A 16,198-nucleotide genomic window follows, 5' to 3' on the forward strand; every position below is an offset into this window, starting at 1 on the left:
TCCATTCTCGCTTCCCGCGGCACCAAGGTGTCCGCGCGGGCACAGAGCCGGCGCCCGCCCGCGCCGGCCACGTATCCGGTGCGCACGGAGGAGGACCTGCTGACGGTCCGCCACGCGGTGCGCGCGGCCACCGTCGAGGTGGGCTTCGGCCTGGTGGACCAGACCCGCGTGGTCACGGCCGCCAGCGAGCTGGCCCGGAACGCGTACGTCCACGGCGGCGGTGGCACGGTCACCCTGGAGTATCCGCACGAGCCCTCCGGACGGCGGGGGCTGCGGCTGATCGTCAAGGACGACGGCCCGGGCATCGCGGACCTCGACGCGGCGCTGACCGACGGCTTCACCACCGGCACGGGCCTGGGCCACGGTCTGGGCGGCGCCCGGCGGCTGATGGACGAGTTCACGGTGCGCACCGGCCGCGGCGAGGGCACCGTGGTGGTCGCCACGCGCTGGACGGTGCGGTGAGCCACCCGTTCACGGCGCCCACCGCCCAGGTGCGCGTCGACCACCACAGCGCCGTGCACCTGGCCGCCGAGACGGCGCGCGAGGTGGCCCGGGGCTGCGAACTGCCCGGTGCGCTGCCCGACCAGGCGGCGGTGATCGCCTCCGAGCTGGCGACCAATCTGAACAAGCACGCCAGCGACGGCACGCTGTACGTCCAGCCGCTGCCGCTGGGCCACGGGGTGGAGATCCTCGCCGCCGACCGCGGCCCCGGGATGCAGGACCCCGAGCGCTGTCTGGCCGACGGCTACACCACCACCGGAACGCTGGGGGTGGGGCTCGGCGCCGTCAGCAGGATGGCGACCCACTTCACCCTCCGCAGCGCCGACGGCCCCGAGCCGGGCACCTGGGTGTGCGCCCGGCTCGCCCCGCCGGGTGAGCGGCGGCCCGAGTGGCAGGGGGTGGGCTCGGTGTGCCTGCCCGCCGAGGGGGAGGAGGAGTGCGGTGACGCCCGCGCGATCGTCGACACGGACTCCGGCCGTACCGCGGTCGTCCTCGACGGCCTCGGCCACGGCCGGCTCGCCGCCGAGGCGGCCCAGGCGGCCCTGCGGACCTTCCACGCCGAACCGGACCGGCCGCTGCCGGAGGTGCTCGCCCGGATGAACCGGGCGCTGCGGCACACCCGCGGGGCCGCCGTGGGGCTGCTGCGGCTGCACCCGGACCGCGCCGACTACTGCGGTATCGGCAACATCCGCGCCCTGGCCCTGAGCCCCGGGGGCGTGTCGCACCGGCTGACCGGGCAGCCCGGGGTCGTCGGCTGGGGCATGCCCACCCCGCGCGTGCACGGCTTTCCGCTGCCCCAGGGGGCCACGGCGGTGCTGCACAGCGACGGTGTCGACGCACGCTGGGCGCTCGACCCGCCCCCCTTCGTGCTCCGTCTGCCGCCGCCCCTGCTGTCCGCCGCACTCGCCCATGGCCATCGCCGCGTCCGCGACGACGCCACGGTTCTCGCGGCCAGGTCACCCTTAAGGCTTCCATGACGACCAGGACCCTCACCTGCGCCACGACGGCCGGGCTCACCCGGGCCGTCCGGGCGCTGGCCCGGGAGCACGCCCTGGACCCGGCGGTCCGGGGACGCCTCGTGCTGTCCGCCGCCGAGGCCGCCGGGGCGGCGCTGCGCGCCGGGCGGGAAACCGCCCTGGAGTGGACGTACGACCCGGATGAGGGTGTGCTCACGGTGGTGCTGCGGACGCCGCCCGGCGTGACGGGCCCGGTGGCCGCGGCGGACCTTCCGATGGCCGCCGACGCGGTGACCGGGGAGGAGGTGGTGTGGCGCCTCCCGGCGTCCCCACCGCCCCCCGGCTCCGCCGCGCCCGGGGCGGACGCCGGGGAGAACGCCGGGCAGGACGCGGGGCAGGACGCCGGGCAGGACTTCGACGAGGCCGCCCTCGCCGCGGAGGAGCTGCGGGCCGTGGTGGCCGCCGCCGACGCGCTCACCGCCGAGCACCGCCGTCTGAAGGACGAACTCGCCGAGACCAACAGCGGAGTGCTCGCGCTCTACGTCCAACTGGACGAGCGGGACGAGCAGTTGCGCACCGCGTACGGCCAGACCCTGCGGGAGCTGGAGGACGCGCTGCGCCCGCCGCCCATCAAGGCCGACGGGCTCGAACTCGCCGTGCACTACGAGCCGGCCGGCACCGACGCGCCCACCGGCGGGGACCTCTACGACTGGTTCGTGCTGCCCGACGGCACCGTCCACATCACCATCGTGGACGCGCTGGGCCATGGGGTGACCAGTACGCGCAGCGCGCTCAACGTCACCCACGCGGTGCGCACCCTGGCCCTGGAGGGGCACCGTCTCCAGTCGATCGTGGGCCGCACCGACGAGATCCTGCGCCCCTTCGACCGGTCCGTGATGGCCACCGTGCTGCTCGCCCGGATCGATCCGGCCACCGGTGAGCTGTGGCTGGCCAATGGGAGCCATCCGCCCGCGCTGCTGCTGCGCCGGGACGGGACGGCCCGGTATCTGGAGGCCCGGGGGCGGGGTATCGGCTTCCCGCTGCCCGGGAGCGAGACGCCGCTGACCGAGCGGCTGGCCCCCGGGGACCTCCTCCTGCTCTACACCGACGGTCTCACCGAGAGCCGCCGGGACCCGATCGAGGGGGAGAAGCGCCTGATCGAGGCCGCGCACAAACATCTGCAGAGCCCGACGGAGGAGGTCCCCGGCGCCATCGCGGAGGACATGCACACGGTGATCCTGCATCCGGATGACACCCTCGCGCTGGCGGTGCGGTTCACCGGCCAGTGAGGCGGGCCGGTGCCCGGGGACGGCGGCGGTCCCGATGGCCCCGGCCGATGGTCCGGGCCGGGACCACCGGTCCCATCGGAGCCCGGACCACCGAGCGGGGTCAGGGACCCGGTCAGTGGCCCGGGGCAGCGGTCTGATCAGTGATCGGCGGCCGGGCCGAGGCGCTGCCGCGGGATACGGCCCTGCTGACCCTCCCGCCGCGGCGGGACCAGGCGCGGGAGCGGGCGCTGGTCATGCGGCTGCGCCCGGACCAGCTGCTCGAACAGCGGCCGCGCCGCGACCAGCGCCTCCCGCATCCGCTCGGTGTCGGTCCCGCCCTGGTCGACCCGCGCCGCCATGGCGTGCAGCCGGCGGTAGCCGTCGGTCTCGTCGGGATGACGGACGGACAGCGCGTCCATCCGTTTCTCGTCGGACTCGGCCGGATAGCCGCGGTCGACGGCCAACGCGCCCAGCAGCCGGTCGGCTTCGCGCAGCGCCCATCCGGGGGAGTCCACGAACCGCTCCTGCAGGCCCGCCCACCGTGCCGCGTACTGCTCCCTGGCTTCGGGAGGCAGGCTCCGGACCGGCAGATCGCCGCGGCGGCCCTGCCGCACGGAGGGGGCGATCACAAGGCCCGCCATGGCGGCCAGGGCCGCCAGCAGGATGATGAGCGTGACTGTTGACATCGTGGTGCCTTCCGCAGAGATTTCCCTCGCTCGAGGCTGATATCACCGAGTGTTACCGGTGAACTCCGCGGCAAACACCGCACGGATCGACCAAGGCCCTCAATTCCCCGTGGTGGAGGAGGTGATGATGAGGTCACCGGTGCGGGTGAGGTGAGGGCGGACACCGTGGGTGACCGGGAACAGATCGGTTTTGTCGCGGTCCACGATGTCGCCGACCACGCGGCCGATCCGGATCGGGCTGTCGGTCGCGGCCGACTTATGGAGCGTCAGGGTCCAGCCCGCGGTGCCCTCGTCGTCCGTACGGGCCTCCTGGATCCGCTGGTACGGGACGGTGAAGCGGAACCGGCCGCCGTCCAGCGCCGTGACCCCGGTGAGGAAGGTGCCGGCCGGGCCCCGGGACGGGGTGGCCACCGCGACCGGGGCGGCGCCGGGCCCGAAGCGCGCCCCGTGCAGGGTGCCCTCGACGACGATCCCCTCCGCGTCGGGGCGGATCACCCGGGCATCGGCGTGGGCCGGACGCCGCCAGGTGCGCAGCGCGAGATAGCCGTCGACGGTGCGGTAGGGGATCCACCAGGTGAACGGGGAGCCGGGCAGCGGCTCCAGGCCGAGCAGCCCGCGCCCCTCGGCGTAGCGGCACACCACCCGGCGGCGGGCGCCGTCGGCGGGGCGGACCACATGCAGATCCCAGCGGCCCTCGGCGAGGTCGAGCGCCGTGCGGTCCAGGGTGCCCGTCCAGGGCGCGGACGGATCGGCGCCGGCCGGGGGCAGCAGCGGAACGCGGAAGGGGGCCTCGTCGCTCTTCCGGCGGGTGACGGTCAGCTCCAGCTCGCCGCCCTGCACCTCGGAGGGTTCCACCAGCACCGACAGATCGCCCCCGGCGGTGACCCGGCAGGACGCCACGGGCCGCAGCGGCTTGCGGACCAGCTGTTTGACCGCGCCCTTGAGGGTGGACGTCAGCGGTGTCCCGGCCGCCCGGCCCCGCATCGCCGGCACCACCCGGCGCCGGTGGGCCGGGGCGGCGGTGCCGCGGGCGGTGCGGAGTTCCTCGATGAGCCGCTCGTACGCGGCCGCCACCCGCTCCGGTGCGTACCGCCGCGCCGCGCCGCGGGCCGCCTCGCCCATCGACCGGCGCAGTTCCTCGTCCTCGATCAGGGTCAGCAGCCCCTTGGCGATGCCGTCGGCGTCGCCGACCGGCACCAGCAGGCCGTCCCGCCCATCGGTGATGATCTCGCCGGGCCCGTGCGGGCAGTCGGTGGCGACCACGGGCACCCCGCAGTGCATCGCCTCGACGATCGTCATACCGAAGGACTCCTCGCGGGAGGTGACGGCGGCGATCGAGCCCTTGGCCCACTCGGTCTCGATGGGGGAGTAGGCGCCCATGAGGGTGATGGCGTCGGCCAGTCCGAGCTCGTCGATCTGGCGGCGCAGCGCCGGGAGCTGGGGGCCGCGGCCGTAGATGCGCAGGTGCCAGTCGGGGTGTTTGGCGGCGACCGTCGCCCAGGCGGCCACCAGCAGGTCGTACCGCTTGACGGGGATGAGCCGGCCCGCGGCCACGACGAGTTTGGTGCGGCCGTCGGAGGGCTCGATCCCGGTGGCGGGCACCGCGTTGGGCAGGGCGGTCAGCCGGGTGGTGACGCCGGGCAGGTGGGCCCGGTGGGTGGCCGCGTCGGCCTCGGAGACGGAGGTGTACGCGTCGAGGTGGGGTATGGCGGCGTCGCAGGCGGCGCGGATCTCGGCGCGGTGGGTTCCGTGGAGGCGGTGCTCCTGGCCGATCAGCAGATAGCGGTCGGCCCGGCCGAGCGCGGCGAGGTAGACGACCAGCCCGGGGCGGGTGGCGATGACGACATCGGCGTCGGTGTGCCGGAGGTGGTCGGCGACGCGTTCGTCGGTGAGGGCGTTGAAGTTGGTGGTGCCCCTGGCCTCGGCGGCGGGGACATGGGCGCTGGGCCGGGTCAGCAGCGGATGGCCGAGGTCGCCGCCCCGGGCGCGGGTGGCGTCGGCGGTGCCCTCGTGCGGGCGCAGGTCGATCAGGGGCCTGAGCCGCACGGCGGGGTGGAGGGGGAGGTTGGGGGTGTCGATGGTGCGGATCAGGGAGACGATCTCCACGGTGTGGCGGGCGGCGAGCGCCCCGGCCACGTTGAAGGTCGACCGGATCGTGCCACCGATGCCATAGGCGTTGTGGAGCAGGAAAGAAATCTTCACGGTGATGTACGCGCAGCGGGCCTGAGCTGCCGCGCGTGCCCTCCCCTCCGAGGCCGCGCTGTGTTTCTGGTTCCGAACCAGGCTGCATTGGGCCGGTATGGGGCCGGTGTGATGCCGGTGTGGAGCCAGTAAGGACCGATCGGTCGGTAAGACAGGCTGGAGCCGCGAAGGTTGCTTATGCGCGTGGTGATATGGCATCAACCACATTCGCGTAATGGAACACAACCTTCCCGGGGTTCTGGGAGTCGGCGGGGTGTCCGTGCGGTAGCTGTACGGGATCGATATTGATCGGGGGTGGACGGACCGATGAACGAGTCCGGTGCGAAGCGGACCGTGGGCGCGGCCGTCGCCGTGGTGACGGCGCTGGGGCTGATGACCGGCTGCGGCACTACGGTCCGGGCGGCGCCGGGCGCACGCTGAAGGACCTGCGCGAGGCCGTGACCGCCTGCCGTGACCGCCTGCCGTGACCGTTTGCCGTGACGGCTTCCCGGCCGACGACGGGGAGGGCGGGAAGGCGGACGTCGAGGAGGCGGCGGCGCTCGGCGCCCCGGAGGCCGGGGACGAGGCGATGGCCTTCGGCATTGCACGGCGCGGGCGGGGAGGCGGCCGTCATCAGCTGCGCGGCGGTGCGGTCGGGGCCGCGGCCGTCGGTGTTCTCCGGGTTCTCCGGGGCGGACATCTCCGGCCCGCGATGTCCGGGATCCCGGAAGGGCTGGTGAACGCCCAGGTGGCCGCGCGGGCCACCGCCCCGCAGCGGATCCGCCCGGTGCGGCCGTCCGCCGGCCGGTCAGTCGGTGGCGGCCCGCCGGTCGGTCAGTCGGTGGCGGCCGCCTCCGCCGACGCCTGGGCGTTTCCGCGGGCCAGGATGCGGTTGAAGGTGTAGTCGGCCACGTCACGGCCCGCCTGGAGGGTCACGGTGTCCGACGCGGTGACCGCCTTCCCCGACGTGTAGCCGGAGATCGTGAAGTAGGCGTACCGCCCGATGGCGTTCGCCGAGGTCTGGCAGGCGGTGCGGCGGCAGAAGACCGGCACGCCCCCGCCCGCGAGCGAGGCGACATTGGGCTTGTACTGGTCCTTGGCCCGCTCGGCGGCCGCCTTGCCGTCGAAGACGGCGACACCGACCGTCACCGCGACGCCGTCCCGGGAGAAGGTGGCCCGCAGCAGCTCACGGCAGCCGTTGTTCACCAGGACCGAGCCGAGCTGCCCCTGGGTGGCGGTGGCGCAGCTGGTCGTGGCGGCGGTGGACGCCTTGGCGTACGAGCGGTTGTCCTTCGCGGCGCTCTTCTCCGGGAAGAGGGTGGCCGGGCTCAGCGGCGCCTTGTCCCGCCGGGCGCTGGAGATGATGTCCAGCGGCTTCGGCGGCGCCGGCGGGGCGACGTCGGAGAAGGAGGGCTCGGCCGTGGCCGACTCGCTGGGCAGGTCCTGGGGGGAGGGCAGGCCGCCGGCCGCGTCCCCGCCGCCCTTGCCCTTGTGGCCGCTGCTGGCCACGGCGGTGGCGACGATTGCGGCGACGGCGGCGGTCGCCAGCACCCCGCCACCGATGAGGAACAGCTTGCGGCGGCGGTCGCGGGCGGCGGACTGGTCGGCGAGCGCCGCCCAGTCCGGCGTCGACTGCTGAGGCGGTTGAGATCCCCCGGGCCCGTAAGGCCCCCCTTGCCCAAAGCTCATGGCGCGCATCTTAAACCGGCCGGGTGACGCGGGGGACCCGTCGGCGAGGGCGCTCTGCGGCGCGCGCACCGGGCGCGAGGCGGGCGTACGGCGGTGGGGGGCGGGCGCGAGGCGGCTCCACGGCGGCGGGGGCGGGTGCGCGGACCAGCGGACCAGGCGCGGGGGCGTTTTGACCCGCGTAGGGGCGGGCCGGTATTCTGCCAGTTCGTTATGCGTATTGGCTTGCTCGTTCTCACGTGAGAGGCCGTTACGCCGGTCCACCGGGCCGATGACCAGCGGCAGGCACGCGGATGCGTCACCGATGTGCGGCCAAGGCTGTCGTGATCGTCCGGGTGGCCTTGTCCGGACCCGTCCCTCCGGTCCTCGCGGATCCGGGGAGACCCACTCACTGAAGAAGCGAAGGCTACGACCGTGCGTACGTACAGCCCCAAGCCCGGCGACGTCCAGCGTCAGTGGCACGTCATCGACGCCACCGACGTGGTTCTGGGCCGTCTGGCCTCCCAGGCCGCCACCCTTTTGCGGGGCAAGCACAAGCCGGTGTACGCACCGCATGTCGACGCTGGTGACTTCGTCATCATCATCAACGCCGACAAGGTGCACCTCTCCGGCAACAAGCGGACCCAGAAGATGGCGTACCGCCACTCCGGCTACCCGGGTGGTCTGCGCTCCATCCGCTACGACGAGCTGCTGGAGAAGAACCCGGAGAAGGCCGTCGAGAAGGCCATCAAGGGCATGCTCCCCAAGAACACCCTGGGCCGTCAGATGCTCTCGAAGCTGAAGGTGTACTCGGGCGACCAGCACCCGCACGCCGCTCAGCAGCCCGTCCCGTTCGAGATCACTCAGGTCGCGCAGTAGTCCCGGCCACCCCTTACGACGAAGAGAATCTGAGGAGCATCGTGGCCGAGACCACCGCCGAGACCCCCCTCGATGTCGAGGAGTACACCACCGAGAGCGTCGAGACGATCGAGTCGGAGTACACCTCCGAGTCGCTCGCCTCCCGCTTCGGCGACCCGCAGCCGGCCGCCGGCACCGGACGTCGCAAGAACGCCGTGGCGCGCGTCCGCATCGTGCCGGGCAGCGGGCAGTGGAAGATCAACGGGCGTACCCTTGAGGAGTACTTCCCCAACAAGGTCCACCAGCAGGAAGTCAACGAGCCCTTCAAGGTGCTCGAGCTGGACGACCGCTACGACGTGATCGCCCGCATCTCGGGCGGCGGCGTCTCCGGCCAGGCCGGAGCGCTGCGTCTGGGCATCGCCCGCGCGCTGAACGAGGCGGACGTGGACAACAACCGCGGCCCCCTCAAGAAGGCCGGCTTCCTGACCCGTGACGACCGCGCCACCGAGCGTAAGAAGGCCGGTCTGAAGAAGGCCCGCAAGGCGCCGCAGTACAGCAAGCGCTGACGTCCAACGCGGCACCGCTGCTTCACCCGAACGCCCCGGCGGCACCACCTGTGCCTCCGGGGCGTTCGGCTATCGCCACCGGGGGGCGTATACCTACAGGCAAGCTCCAGCCCCCCAGCTCGTAACTTCGGAGGACACCAGTGGGACGACTCTTCGGTACGGATGGTGTGCGCGGCGTCGCGAACGCCGATCTGACGGCTGAGATGGCGCTCGGCCTGTCGGTAGCCGCGGCGCATGTGCTCGCTGAGGCGGGGACCTTCGAAGGCCATCGACCGGTGGCGGTGGTCGGGCGGGACCCGCGAGCGTCCGGGGAGTTCCTGGAGGCGGCCGTGGTGGCGGGGCTGGCCAGCGCCGGGGTGGACGTCCTGCGGGTCGGCGTGCTGCCCACGCCGGCCGTCGCGTATCTGACCGGGGCGCTGGACGCGGACCTCGGGGTGATGCTCTCCGCGAGCCACAACCCGATGCCCGACAACGGCATCAAATTCTTCGCCCGCGGCGGCCACAAGCTCGCCGACGAGCTGGAGGACCGTATCGAGACCACCTACCGCGCCCATGCCTCCGGTGAGCCGTGGGACCGGCCGACCGGCGCCGGGGTGGGCCGGGTCCGGGCCTACGACGAGGGCTTCGACGCCTATGTGGCCCATCTGGTCGGCGTCCTCCCCAACCGGCTCGACGGGCTCAAGGTCGTCATCGACGGGGCGCACGGCGCCGCCGCCCGGGTCTCCCCGGAGGCGTTCGCGCGAGCCGGGGCCGAGGTCGTGACGATCGGCACCGACCCGGACGGGCTCAACATCAACGACGGCTACGGCTCCACCCACCTCGCCCGGCTCCAGGCCGCCGTCGTGGAGCACCGGGCACACCTCGGCATCGCCCACGACGGGGACGCCGACCGCTGCCTCGCGGTGGACGCGGCGGGCCGGGAGGTCGACGGCGACCAGATCCTCGCCGTCCTGGCGCTGGCCATGCGCGAGGCGGGCGAGCTGCGCAAGAACACCGTGGTCGGCACCGTGATGTCCAACCTCGGCTTCAAGCTCGCCATGCGGCGGGAGGGCGTCGAACTGGTCCAGACGGCGGTCGGGGACCGCTATGTGCTGGAGGAGATGAAGACCCGCGGCTACGCGCTGGGCGGCGAGCAGTCCGGGCACGTCATCGTCCTGGACCACGCCACCACCGGTGACGGCACGCTCACCGGTCTGCTGCTGGCGGCCCGCGTCGCCGCGACCGGCCGCTCCCTGGCCGATCTCGCGGGCGTCATGGAGCGTCTTCCGCAGGTGCTGATCAACGTCCCCGACGTGGACAAGTCCCGGGTCTCCTCCAGCGCCGACCTGGCCGCGGCCGTCGCCGAGGCGGAGCGCGAGCTGGGCGAGACCGGCCGGGTGCTGCTCCGCCCGTCGGGCACCGAGCCGCTGGTACGGGTCATGGTCGAGGCGGCCGACATCGACCAGGCCCGCTCGGTCGCCGGGCGGCTGGCGGACGCCGTGAAGTCGGCCCTGGGCTAGAGCGAGGCTTCCGGCGGTCCGGGGGCCGGGGCCGGGGGCCTGGCAGGGGACCAGAGGTACGGCAGGGCCAGGGGCCCCGGCCGGGGCCCAGGGTCCAGGGCCCCGGCTCCCTGGTCCTTTGGTCCTCTGGTCTTCCGGGCCTCGGGTGGTCTCCCGGGCCCGGTTTTCCGGGGCTGATTTTCCGGGGCCCGGCTGGTCTTCCGGGCTGCCGCTCGGACCTTCCGGTCCGTTCCGCCCGGCTGCTGGCCCCCTGAACCCGTGGGCCGTCGCTCTGGTCCCTGGGCCTCCGCCCGGCCCCTGGGCCTCCGCCCGGCCCCGGGGCCTCGGCCTTCCGGGCCACGCGTCCGGGCGCCCCGGCCACACGTCCGGGCCGTGCGTCCGGGCCGTCCGGGCCGTGCGTCCGGTCCAACCGCCCGGTCTCCGGCCCTCGGCCTCGGACCATGTGCCCCGGCCGCCGGTCCGGCTCGCCGGTTCGGCCCGTCGGGCCGGTTCGCGGTCAGCCGCGCGGTAGCGCCCGCCGCCGCTGCCGTTCCCACAGCACCTTCTGGAGCACCAGCGTCAGCGTCCCGGCCAGCACGATCCCCACCAGGTTCAGCAGCAGTTGCTCGGTCGAGCCCCACATCTGGTGGATCTCGCCGTAGCCGAGCGCCACCGCCGCGTTGGCCGCCGCCGGGACCGTGGTCACCGAGATCGCCACGCCCACCAGCGCACCGGACTTCGCCGAGGTCAGCGAGAGCGTTCCGGCGATCCCCGCGAGCACGGCCACCACGAACGAGAACATGTCCGGCTTCCAGATGAAGTCCGTGTTCGGCCGGGCGCCCTCCAGCATGTCCGCGCTGAACAGCCCCACGGCGTCCATCAGCATGCCGAAACCGGTCGTCAGCGCCATCGCCGCGGCGAATCCCACCAGCAGCGCGATCGCCGAGCGGGCGGCCAGCCGCGGTGCGCGCCGCACCAGCGCGGTGCACAGCCCCGCCAGCGGCCCGAACTCCGGGCCGACCGCCATCGCGCCGACGATCAGGATCGCGTTGTCCAGCACCACACCGCATGCCGCGATCATCGTCGCGAGGGTGAGGAAGGCGAGATAGGTGACCGAGAGCGTGGACTCCTCGTGGGTGGCGTCCGCCAGCTGCTCCCACAGGACGGCGTCCGCTCCCTCACCGGGTGCCTCCTCCTCCGCCTCGTCGGCACGCCGGGACAGCGACAGGTCGATGTTCTCCACGGCGATCGAGCCGGTCTCGTCCAGCCCCAGCTCACGCAGGTCGCCCAGCAGGGAGTCGCCCGCCTCGCGCGCCACGTCGCACATCACGACGTCCCCCATGGGGTTGCGCGCGGCGCCCGGCAGCACCACCAGATGGGTGGTGCCGACCGTCTTCTCGACGGTGCGCACCACCTCCTCGGTGCGGTCGGCGGGGACGATCAACCGCAGATGCAGCACGGCACGCGCTCCTCAGAGTTTGCGCAGGGACAGCCGCTGGACCTTGTGGTCCGGTCCCTTGCGCAGCACCAGCGTCGCCCGGCCCCGGGTGGGCTGGACGTTCTGCTGGAGGTTGGGCCTGTTGATGGTCCGCCAGATCATCCGGCCGTAGTCCAGCGCCTCCTCCTCGGAGACCTGGGTGTACTTGCGGAAGTACGAGGACGGGTCCTGGAAGGCCGTCTCCCGCAGCTTCTTGAAGCGGCCCAGGTACCAGCGCTCGATGTCCTCCGTCCGGGCGTCCACGTACACGCTGAAGTCGAAGAAGTCCGCGAGCCCCACCCGGGTCAGCCCGTCCTTGCCCGGCAGCGCGGGCTGCAGCACGTTGAGCCCCTCGACGATCAGGATGTCGGGGCGGTGCACGGTCAGCAGCTCGCCCGGCACGATGTCGTAGATCAGATGCGAGTAGACCGGCGCCGACACCTCCGCCCGGCCCGCCTTCACATCCGCGACGAAGCGGGTCAGCGCCCTGCGGTCGTAGGACTCGGGGAACCCCTTGCGGGCCATCAGGCCGCGCCGCTGGAGTTCGGCGTTGGGGTAGAGGAAGCCGTCGGTGGTGACCAGCTCCACCCGGGGGTGCTCCGGCCAGCGGGCCAGCAGCGCCTGGAGCAGCCGGGCGGTGGTCGACTTGCCGACCGCGACACTGCCCGCCACGCCGATGACGAACGGCGTACCGGGCTGGGCGCCGGTGCCCCGCTTGGTGTCGCCGAGGAAGGTGTTGAGCGCGCCGCGCAGATTGCCGGTGGCGGCCACGTAGAGGTTGAGCAGCCGGGACAGCGGCAGATAGACGTCACGTACCTCCTCGAGGTCGATGACGTCGCCGAGCCCGCGCAGCCGCTCGACCTCCTCGGCGGTCAGCGGCAGCGGGGTCTTGTCCCGCAGCGCGCTCCACTCGGCGCGGGACAGGTCCACATACGGGGTCGCCTCGCCGGTCCGCCGCTGCGGGCCGCGCACGGTGCGCGCTTCGTCGGTTGACGTGATCACCTTGTCATTGTGGTGGCTGGACCCGGCCGGGTGACCGGCCCGGCGGCGTGGGGTCGGTCACCCCGCTGCTCCTCCGCCGGTCACCCCGTCGGCCCCCGCTGGTCATGCTGCTGGTCATCCCGGCAGGGCCCCGCTCACCGACATCACGGGCACCGTCAGGGAGTCGTCCGGCGCGACGGCCTTCACCGGCTGCCCGAAGGAGGACAGCGTCATCGTCACCTCGGCGGAGTCCGTCTGGAAGCGGTGGGTGAGCCTGACTCGGACGATCCGCCCCGCACGGTCCACCCAGGCGTCCGTGAACACCGGGAGGTCGGTTCGGATCATCTCGTGCAGCTTGGCGAGGCTGCGGCGGGCCTTCGCGGTGAGCCCCAGCGACAGGGTGGCGGTGTCGAGCGAGCCCCGGTACCGGGTGGCTGCGCGGCCGCCGACAGTCCCCGTGCCAAAGCGCGTCACCTTGCGCATCGCGGCGATCTGGCGCAGCACATGCTCGGGGTCGTTGGCCGGTGCGCGCAGTAGCGAGTGGGCTTCGACCTTGTCCCGGGCGATGGACGCCCAGGCGCCCTTCGGGATGGCGGGTTGCATCGGAGTGAGATAGATCCGGCCGCGACTGAAGATCTCGTCGATGTGGTCGACGGCCCCGCCCGGGAAGTCGACGGACAGTGTGCCCTTGTCCCGGGCCATGTCGAAGGGGCCCGCGATGGACAGCGTGTAGGTGCGCGTTCCGTCGCTGAGCACGATCTTCTCGTCGATACGGGCGCTGGTGGCGCGGGCCTTCGCCACTGCGGCGCGGACGATGTCGACGGGTCTGCCGTCCGTGCCCTTCGTGGCGGACGCCTTCGCTCCGGCCCTTCCGCCCGGCTTCTCGGTGACGCGACCCTTCTCGCTAGAACCCGATTCGCTCGAACCCGATGAGCAGCCGGTGCCGAGCGCGAGAAGCAGCACGGCGGCTAAGGACATGGTGATACGGCGCACGATCCCCCCAGGAAAGTGAAAGGCGGCCCCCCGGCCGCTCGTGCGCATTATGCACGGCACGGCGACGCGCGGGGGTGTGCCAAGTCTGCGGGGCAGCGGGCCGTACGCTGCAGTCCATGTGCGGAATCGTTGGTTATGTGGGAGGGCAGTCCGCCCTCGATGTCGTCCTCGCCGGGCTCAAGCGGCTCGAGTACCGCGGCTATGACTCGGCGGGTGTCGCCGTGCTGGCCGACGGCGGGCTGGCGGCCGCCAAGAAGGCGGGCAAGCTGGCCAACCTGGAGAAGGAGCTGGCCGACCGCCCGCTGCCCACCGGCGGCACCGGCATCGGCCACACCCGATGGGCCACCCACGGCGGCCCGACCGACGCCAACGCCCATCCGCACCTGGACAACGCGGGCCGGGTCTCCGTCGTCCACAACGGCATCATCGAGAACTTCGCCGCGCTCCGCGCCGAACTGGCCGAGCGCGGCCACGGCCTGGCCTCCGAGACCGACACCGAGGTCGTGGCGCATCTGCTGGCCGAGTCGTTCTCGTCCTGCGGTGACCTCGCCGAGGCGATGCGCCAGGTCTGCCGCCGGCTGGAGGGCGCCTTCACCCTGGTCGCGGTGCACGCCGACGCGCCCGATGTGGTGGTCGGGGCGCGCCGCAACTCGCCGCTGGTCGTCGGCGTCGGCGAGGACGAGGCGTTCCTCGCCTCCGACGTGGCCGCCTTCATCGCCCACACCCGCGAGGCCATCGAGCTGGGCCAGGACCAGGTCGTGGAGGTCCGCCGGGACGGGGTGACCGTCACCGACTTCGAGGGGGCGCCGGCCGAGGTCCGCCCGTACCACGTGGACTGGGACGCCTCCGCCGCCGAGAAGGGCGGCTACGACTACTTCATGCTCAAGGAGATCGCCGAGCAGCCGAAGGCCGTCGCGGACACCCTGCTCGGCCGGATCGACCTGGCCGGCAACCTCTGCCTGGACGAGGTGCGCATCCCGGCCTCGGTGCTGCGCGAGGTCACCAAGGTCGTGATCGTGGCCTGCGGCACCGCCTACCACGCCGGCATGATCGCCAAGTACGCCATCGAGCACTGGACCCGGATCCCCTGCGAGACCGAGCTGGCCAGCGAGTTCCGCTACCGGGACCCGATCCTGGACCAGCGCACGCTGGTGATCGCCATCTCCCAGTCCGGCGAGACCATGGACACCCTGATGGCGCTGCGGCACGCGCGGGAGCAGGGCGCGAAGGTGCTGGCCATCTGCAACACGAACGGCTCCACCATCCCGCGCGAGTCGGACGCGGTGCTCTACACCCACGCCGGGCCCGAGGTCGCCGTCGCCTCCACCAAGGCGTTCCTCACCCAGCTGGTCGCCTGCTACCTGGTGGCGCTCTACCTGGGCCAGGTGCGCGGCACCAAGTGGGGCGACGAGATCCTCTCCGTGATCCGCGAGCTGTCGGAGATCGCGACCCAGGTGGACGAGGTCCTGGAGACCATGGAGCCGGTGCGGGAGCTGGCCCGGACGCTGGCCGACAAGAACACCGTGCTCTTCCTGGGCCGGCACGTCGGCTTCCCGGTGGCCCTGGAGGGCGCGCTCAAGCTCAAGGAACTCGCCTATATGCACGCCGAGGGGTTCGCGGCGGGCGAGCTGAAGCACGGGCCGATCGCGCTCATCGAGCAGGATGTGCCGGTCGTGGTGGTCGTGCCGTCGCCGCGCGGGCGGTCGGTGCTGCATGACAAGATCGTCTCCAACATCCAGGAGATCCGGGCGCGCGGCGCCCGCACGATCGTCATCGCCGAGCGCGGGGACGCGTCCGTCGCCCCGTACGCCGACCACCTGATCGAGATCCCGGTCACCCCGACCCTGCTCCAGCCGCTGGTGGCCACGGTGCCGCTGCAGGTCTTCGCGTGCGAGCTGGCGACGGCGCGGGGGAACGAGGTCGACCAGCCGAGGAACCTGGCGAAGTCGGTGACGGTGGAGTGAGAGTGACCGGGTGATCATCGGCGTCGGCATCGACGTGGCCGGGATCGACCGCTTCGACGACGCGTTGCGGCGCACCCCGGGGATGGCGGACCGGCTGTTCGTCGAGCGCGAGCTGTGGCTGCCGAGCGGGGAGCGCCGTGGCATGGCCTCGCTGGCGGCCCGGTTCGCCGCCAAGGAGGCGCTCGCCAAGTCCCTGGGCGCCCCCGGCGGCCTGCGCTGGACGGACGCGGAGATCCTGACCGAACCCAGCGGCCGGCCCCGCCTCTCGGTACGCGGCACGGTCGCGGCGTGCGCGGAGCGGCTGGGGGTGCGGGGGCTGCACGTCTCGCTGAGCCATGACGCGGGGGTGGCGTCGGCGGTGGTGATCGCGGAGGGGTGAGGGGCGGCCCGGCTGGTCGCGGGTGGGGTCGCGGTTCGCGGTTTACGGTTCGCGGTTTACGGTCCGTTGTCCGTGGTCCGTGTTCGTTCCGTTGTCCGTGGGTGGCGGGTGCGGGTGGTGGGTGCGGGTGTGTGGTGGTTGCTGGGGTGGGCCTGCTGTTTCGTGGTGGGTGCCGGGGGCGGGGTGCGGGGGCGCGGCAGGTCCGTGGGTGGGTGCCGGGGGCGGGGCCTCCGGTGCGGCGCCCT

15 protein-coding genes are annotated in these 16,198 nt (G+C 73.0%); 9 read left to right on the forward strand and 6 right to left on the reverse strand.

Going from position 1 to position 16,198, the window contains the following annotated elements:
• Positions 1 to 27: 27 nt before the first annotated feature.
• From AXW62_RS16490 to AXW62_RS16500, 3 genes are read left to right on the forward strand one after another with little or no spacing between them, the layout of a single operon-like run.
• Positions 28 to 462 carry an ATP-binding protein gene (locus AXW62_RS16490; RefSeq protein WP_037646981.1) on the forward strand — a complete coding sequence of 145 codons (435 nt, stop codon included), beginning with the start codon at positions 28 to 30 and terminating at the stop codon, positions 460 to 462.
• Positions 459 to 1,478 carry a SpoIIE family protein phosphatase gene (locus AXW62_RS16495; protein ID WP_060945201.1) on the forward strand — a complete coding sequence of 340 codons (1,020 nt, stop codon included), beginning with the start codon at positions 459 to 461 and terminating at the stop codon, positions 1,476 to 1,478. Before AXW62_RS16490 ends, AXW62_RS16495 begins: the two co-directional genes overlap by 4 nt.
• A complete protein-coding gene (locus AXW62_RS16500; RefSeq protein WP_060945202.1) occupies positions 1,475 to 2,746 on the forward strand; it encodes a PP2C family protein-serine/threonine phosphatase in 1,272 nt (423 codons plus the stop codon). The genes AXW62_RS16495 and AXW62_RS16500 overlap by 4 nt, the downstream gene beginning before the upstream one ends.
• Positions 2,747 to 2,883: 137 nt before the next feature.
• Here the strand turns inward: AXW62_RS16500 and AXW62_RS16505 are convergent, their stop codons facing one another.
• A complete protein-coding gene (locus AXW62_RS16505) occupies positions 2,884 to 3,411 on the reverse strand; it encodes a hypothetical protein (RefSeq protein ID WP_060945203.1) in 528 nt (175 codons plus the stop codon).
• A gap of 99 nt (positions 3,412 to 3,510) precedes the next feature.
• Positions 3,511 to 5,613: a glycosyltransferase family 4 protein gene (locus AXW62_RS16510; protein WP_060945204.1), complete on the reverse strand. Its 2,103-nt coding sequence runs from the start codon at positions 5,611 to 5,613 to the stop codon at positions 3,511 to 3,513.
• Between the two features lie 463 nt (positions 5,614 to 6,076).
• Here AXW62_RS16510 and AXW62_RS42890 point away from each other — a divergent pair, with 463 nt between their 5' ends.
• On the forward strand, positions 6,077 to 6,496 hold the full coding sequence (locus tag AXW62_RS42890; protein ID WP_060945205.1) for a hypothetical protein: 420 nt from the start codon (positions 6,077 to 6,079) through the stop codon (positions 6,494 to 6,496).
• Here AXW62_RS42890 and AXW62_RS16520 read toward each other — a convergent pair.
• On the reverse strand, positions 6,427 to 7,281 hold the full coding sequence (locus tag AXW62_RS16520) for a hypothetical protein (RefSeq protein ID WP_079115653.1): 855 nt from the start codon (positions 7,279 to 7,281) through the stop codon (positions 6,427 to 6,429). The two genes, AXW62_RS42890 and AXW62_RS16520, sit on opposite strands and share 70 nt — an antisense overlap.
• Positions 7,282 to 7,692: 411 nt before the next feature.
• Here AXW62_RS16520 and rplM point away from each other — a divergent pair, with 411 nt between their 5' ends.
• From rplM to glmM, 3 genes are all read left to right on the forward strand, one after another.
• Positions 7,693 to 8,136: a 50S ribosomal protein L13 gene (gene rplM, locus AXW62_RS16525; RefSeq protein WP_060945206.1), complete on the forward strand. Its 444-nt coding sequence runs from the start codon at positions 7,693 to 7,695 to the stop codon at positions 8,134 to 8,136.
• 41 nt (positions 8,137 to 8,177) lie between these two features.
• The gene (gene rpsI / locus AXW62_RS16530; protein ID WP_030835183.1) at positions 8,178 to 8,681 is read left to right on the forward strand and encodes a 30S ribosomal protein S9; all 504 of its coding nucleotides are present in this window, start codon (positions 8,178 to 8,180) and stop codon (positions 8,679 to 8,681) included.
• A gap of 140 nt (positions 8,682 to 8,821) precedes the next feature.
• Complete coding sequence (gene glmM / locus AXW62_RS16535; RefSeq protein ID WP_060945207.1) at positions 8,822 to 10,180, forward strand: phosphoglucosamine mutase; 1,359 nt, start codon at positions 8,822 to 8,824, stop codon at positions 10,178 to 10,180.
• 496 nt (positions 10,181 to 10,676) lie between these two features.
• Here the strand turns inward: glmM and AXW62_RS16540 are convergent, their stop codons facing one another.
• The 3 genes from AXW62_RS16540 to AXW62_RS16550 form a co-directional block, all read right to left on the reverse strand.
• The gene (locus AXW62_RS16540) at positions 10,677 to 11,618 is read right to left on the reverse strand and encodes a DUF389 domain-containing protein (protein ID WP_060945208.1); all 942 of its coding nucleotides are present in this window, start codon (positions 11,616 to 11,618) and stop codon (positions 10,677 to 10,679) included.
• A 12-nt stretch (positions 11,619 to 11,630) separates the two neighbouring features.
• Positions 11,631 to 12,635: a type I pantothenate kinase gene (gene coaA, locus AXW62_RS16545; RefSeq protein ID WP_370682917.1), complete on the reverse strand. Its 1,005-nt coding sequence runs from the start codon at positions 12,633 to 12,635 to the stop codon at positions 11,631 to 11,633.
• Positions 12,636 to 12,752: 117 nt separating this feature from the next.
• Positions 12,753 to 13,595 (reverse strand): SCO4651 family lipoprotein, encoded by an 843-nt coding sequence (locus tag AXW62_RS16550; protein ID WP_159060890.1) that lies wholly within the window; start codon positions 13,593 to 13,595, stop codon positions 12,753 to 12,755.
• Between the two features lie 131 nt (positions 13,596 to 13,726).
• On the opposite strand from AXW62_RS16550, the gene glmS reads away from it, so the two are divergent.
• Together glmS and AXW62_RS16560 are read left to right on the forward strand one after the other, a co-directional pair.
• A complete protein-coding gene (gene glmS / locus AXW62_RS16555) occupies positions 13,727 to 15,574 on the forward strand; it encodes a glutamine--fructose-6-phosphate transaminase (isomerizing) (protein ID WP_030835198.1) in 1,848 nt (615 codons plus the stop codon).
• A 10-nt stretch (positions 15,575 to 15,584) separates the two neighbouring features.
• Positions 15,585 to 15,953: a holo-ACP synthase gene (locus tag AXW62_RS16560; protein WP_030835201.1), complete on the forward strand. Its 369-nt coding sequence runs from the start codon at positions 15,585 to 15,587 to the stop codon at positions 15,951 to 15,953.
• Positions 15,954 to 16,198: the final 245 nt, after the last annotated feature.

Origin of the sequence: Streptomyces hygroscopicus subsp. hygroscopicus (genome assembly GCF_001553455.1) — a bacterium.
GTDB lineage: Bacteria > Actinomycetota > Actinomycetes > Streptomycetales > Streptomycetaceae > Streptomyces > Streptomyces hygroscopicus.

Bases quoted from the DNA above. Each gene is read 5' to 3' on its own strand.
- AXW62_RS16500 (WP_060945202.1), top strand. From the start codon at position 1,475: ATGACGACCAGGACCCTCACCTGCGCCACGACGGCCGGGCTCACCCGG.
- AXW62_RS16505 (WP_060945203.1), bottom strand. From the start codon at position 3,411: ATGTCAACAGTCACGCTCATCATCCTGCTGGCGGCCCTGGCCGCCATG.
- AXW62_RS16520 (WP_079115653.1), bottom strand. From the start codon at position 7,281: ATGAGCTTTGGGCAAGGGGGGCCTTACGGGCCCGGGGGATCTCAACCG.
- AXW62_RS16550 (WP_159060890.1), bottom strand. From the start codon at position 13,595: ATGTCCTTAGCCGCCGTGCTGCTTCTCGCGCTCGGCACCGGCTGCTCA.
- glmS (WP_030835198.1), top strand. From the start codon at position 13,727: ATGTGCGGAATCGTTGGTTATGTGGGAGGGCAGTCCGCCCTCGATGTC.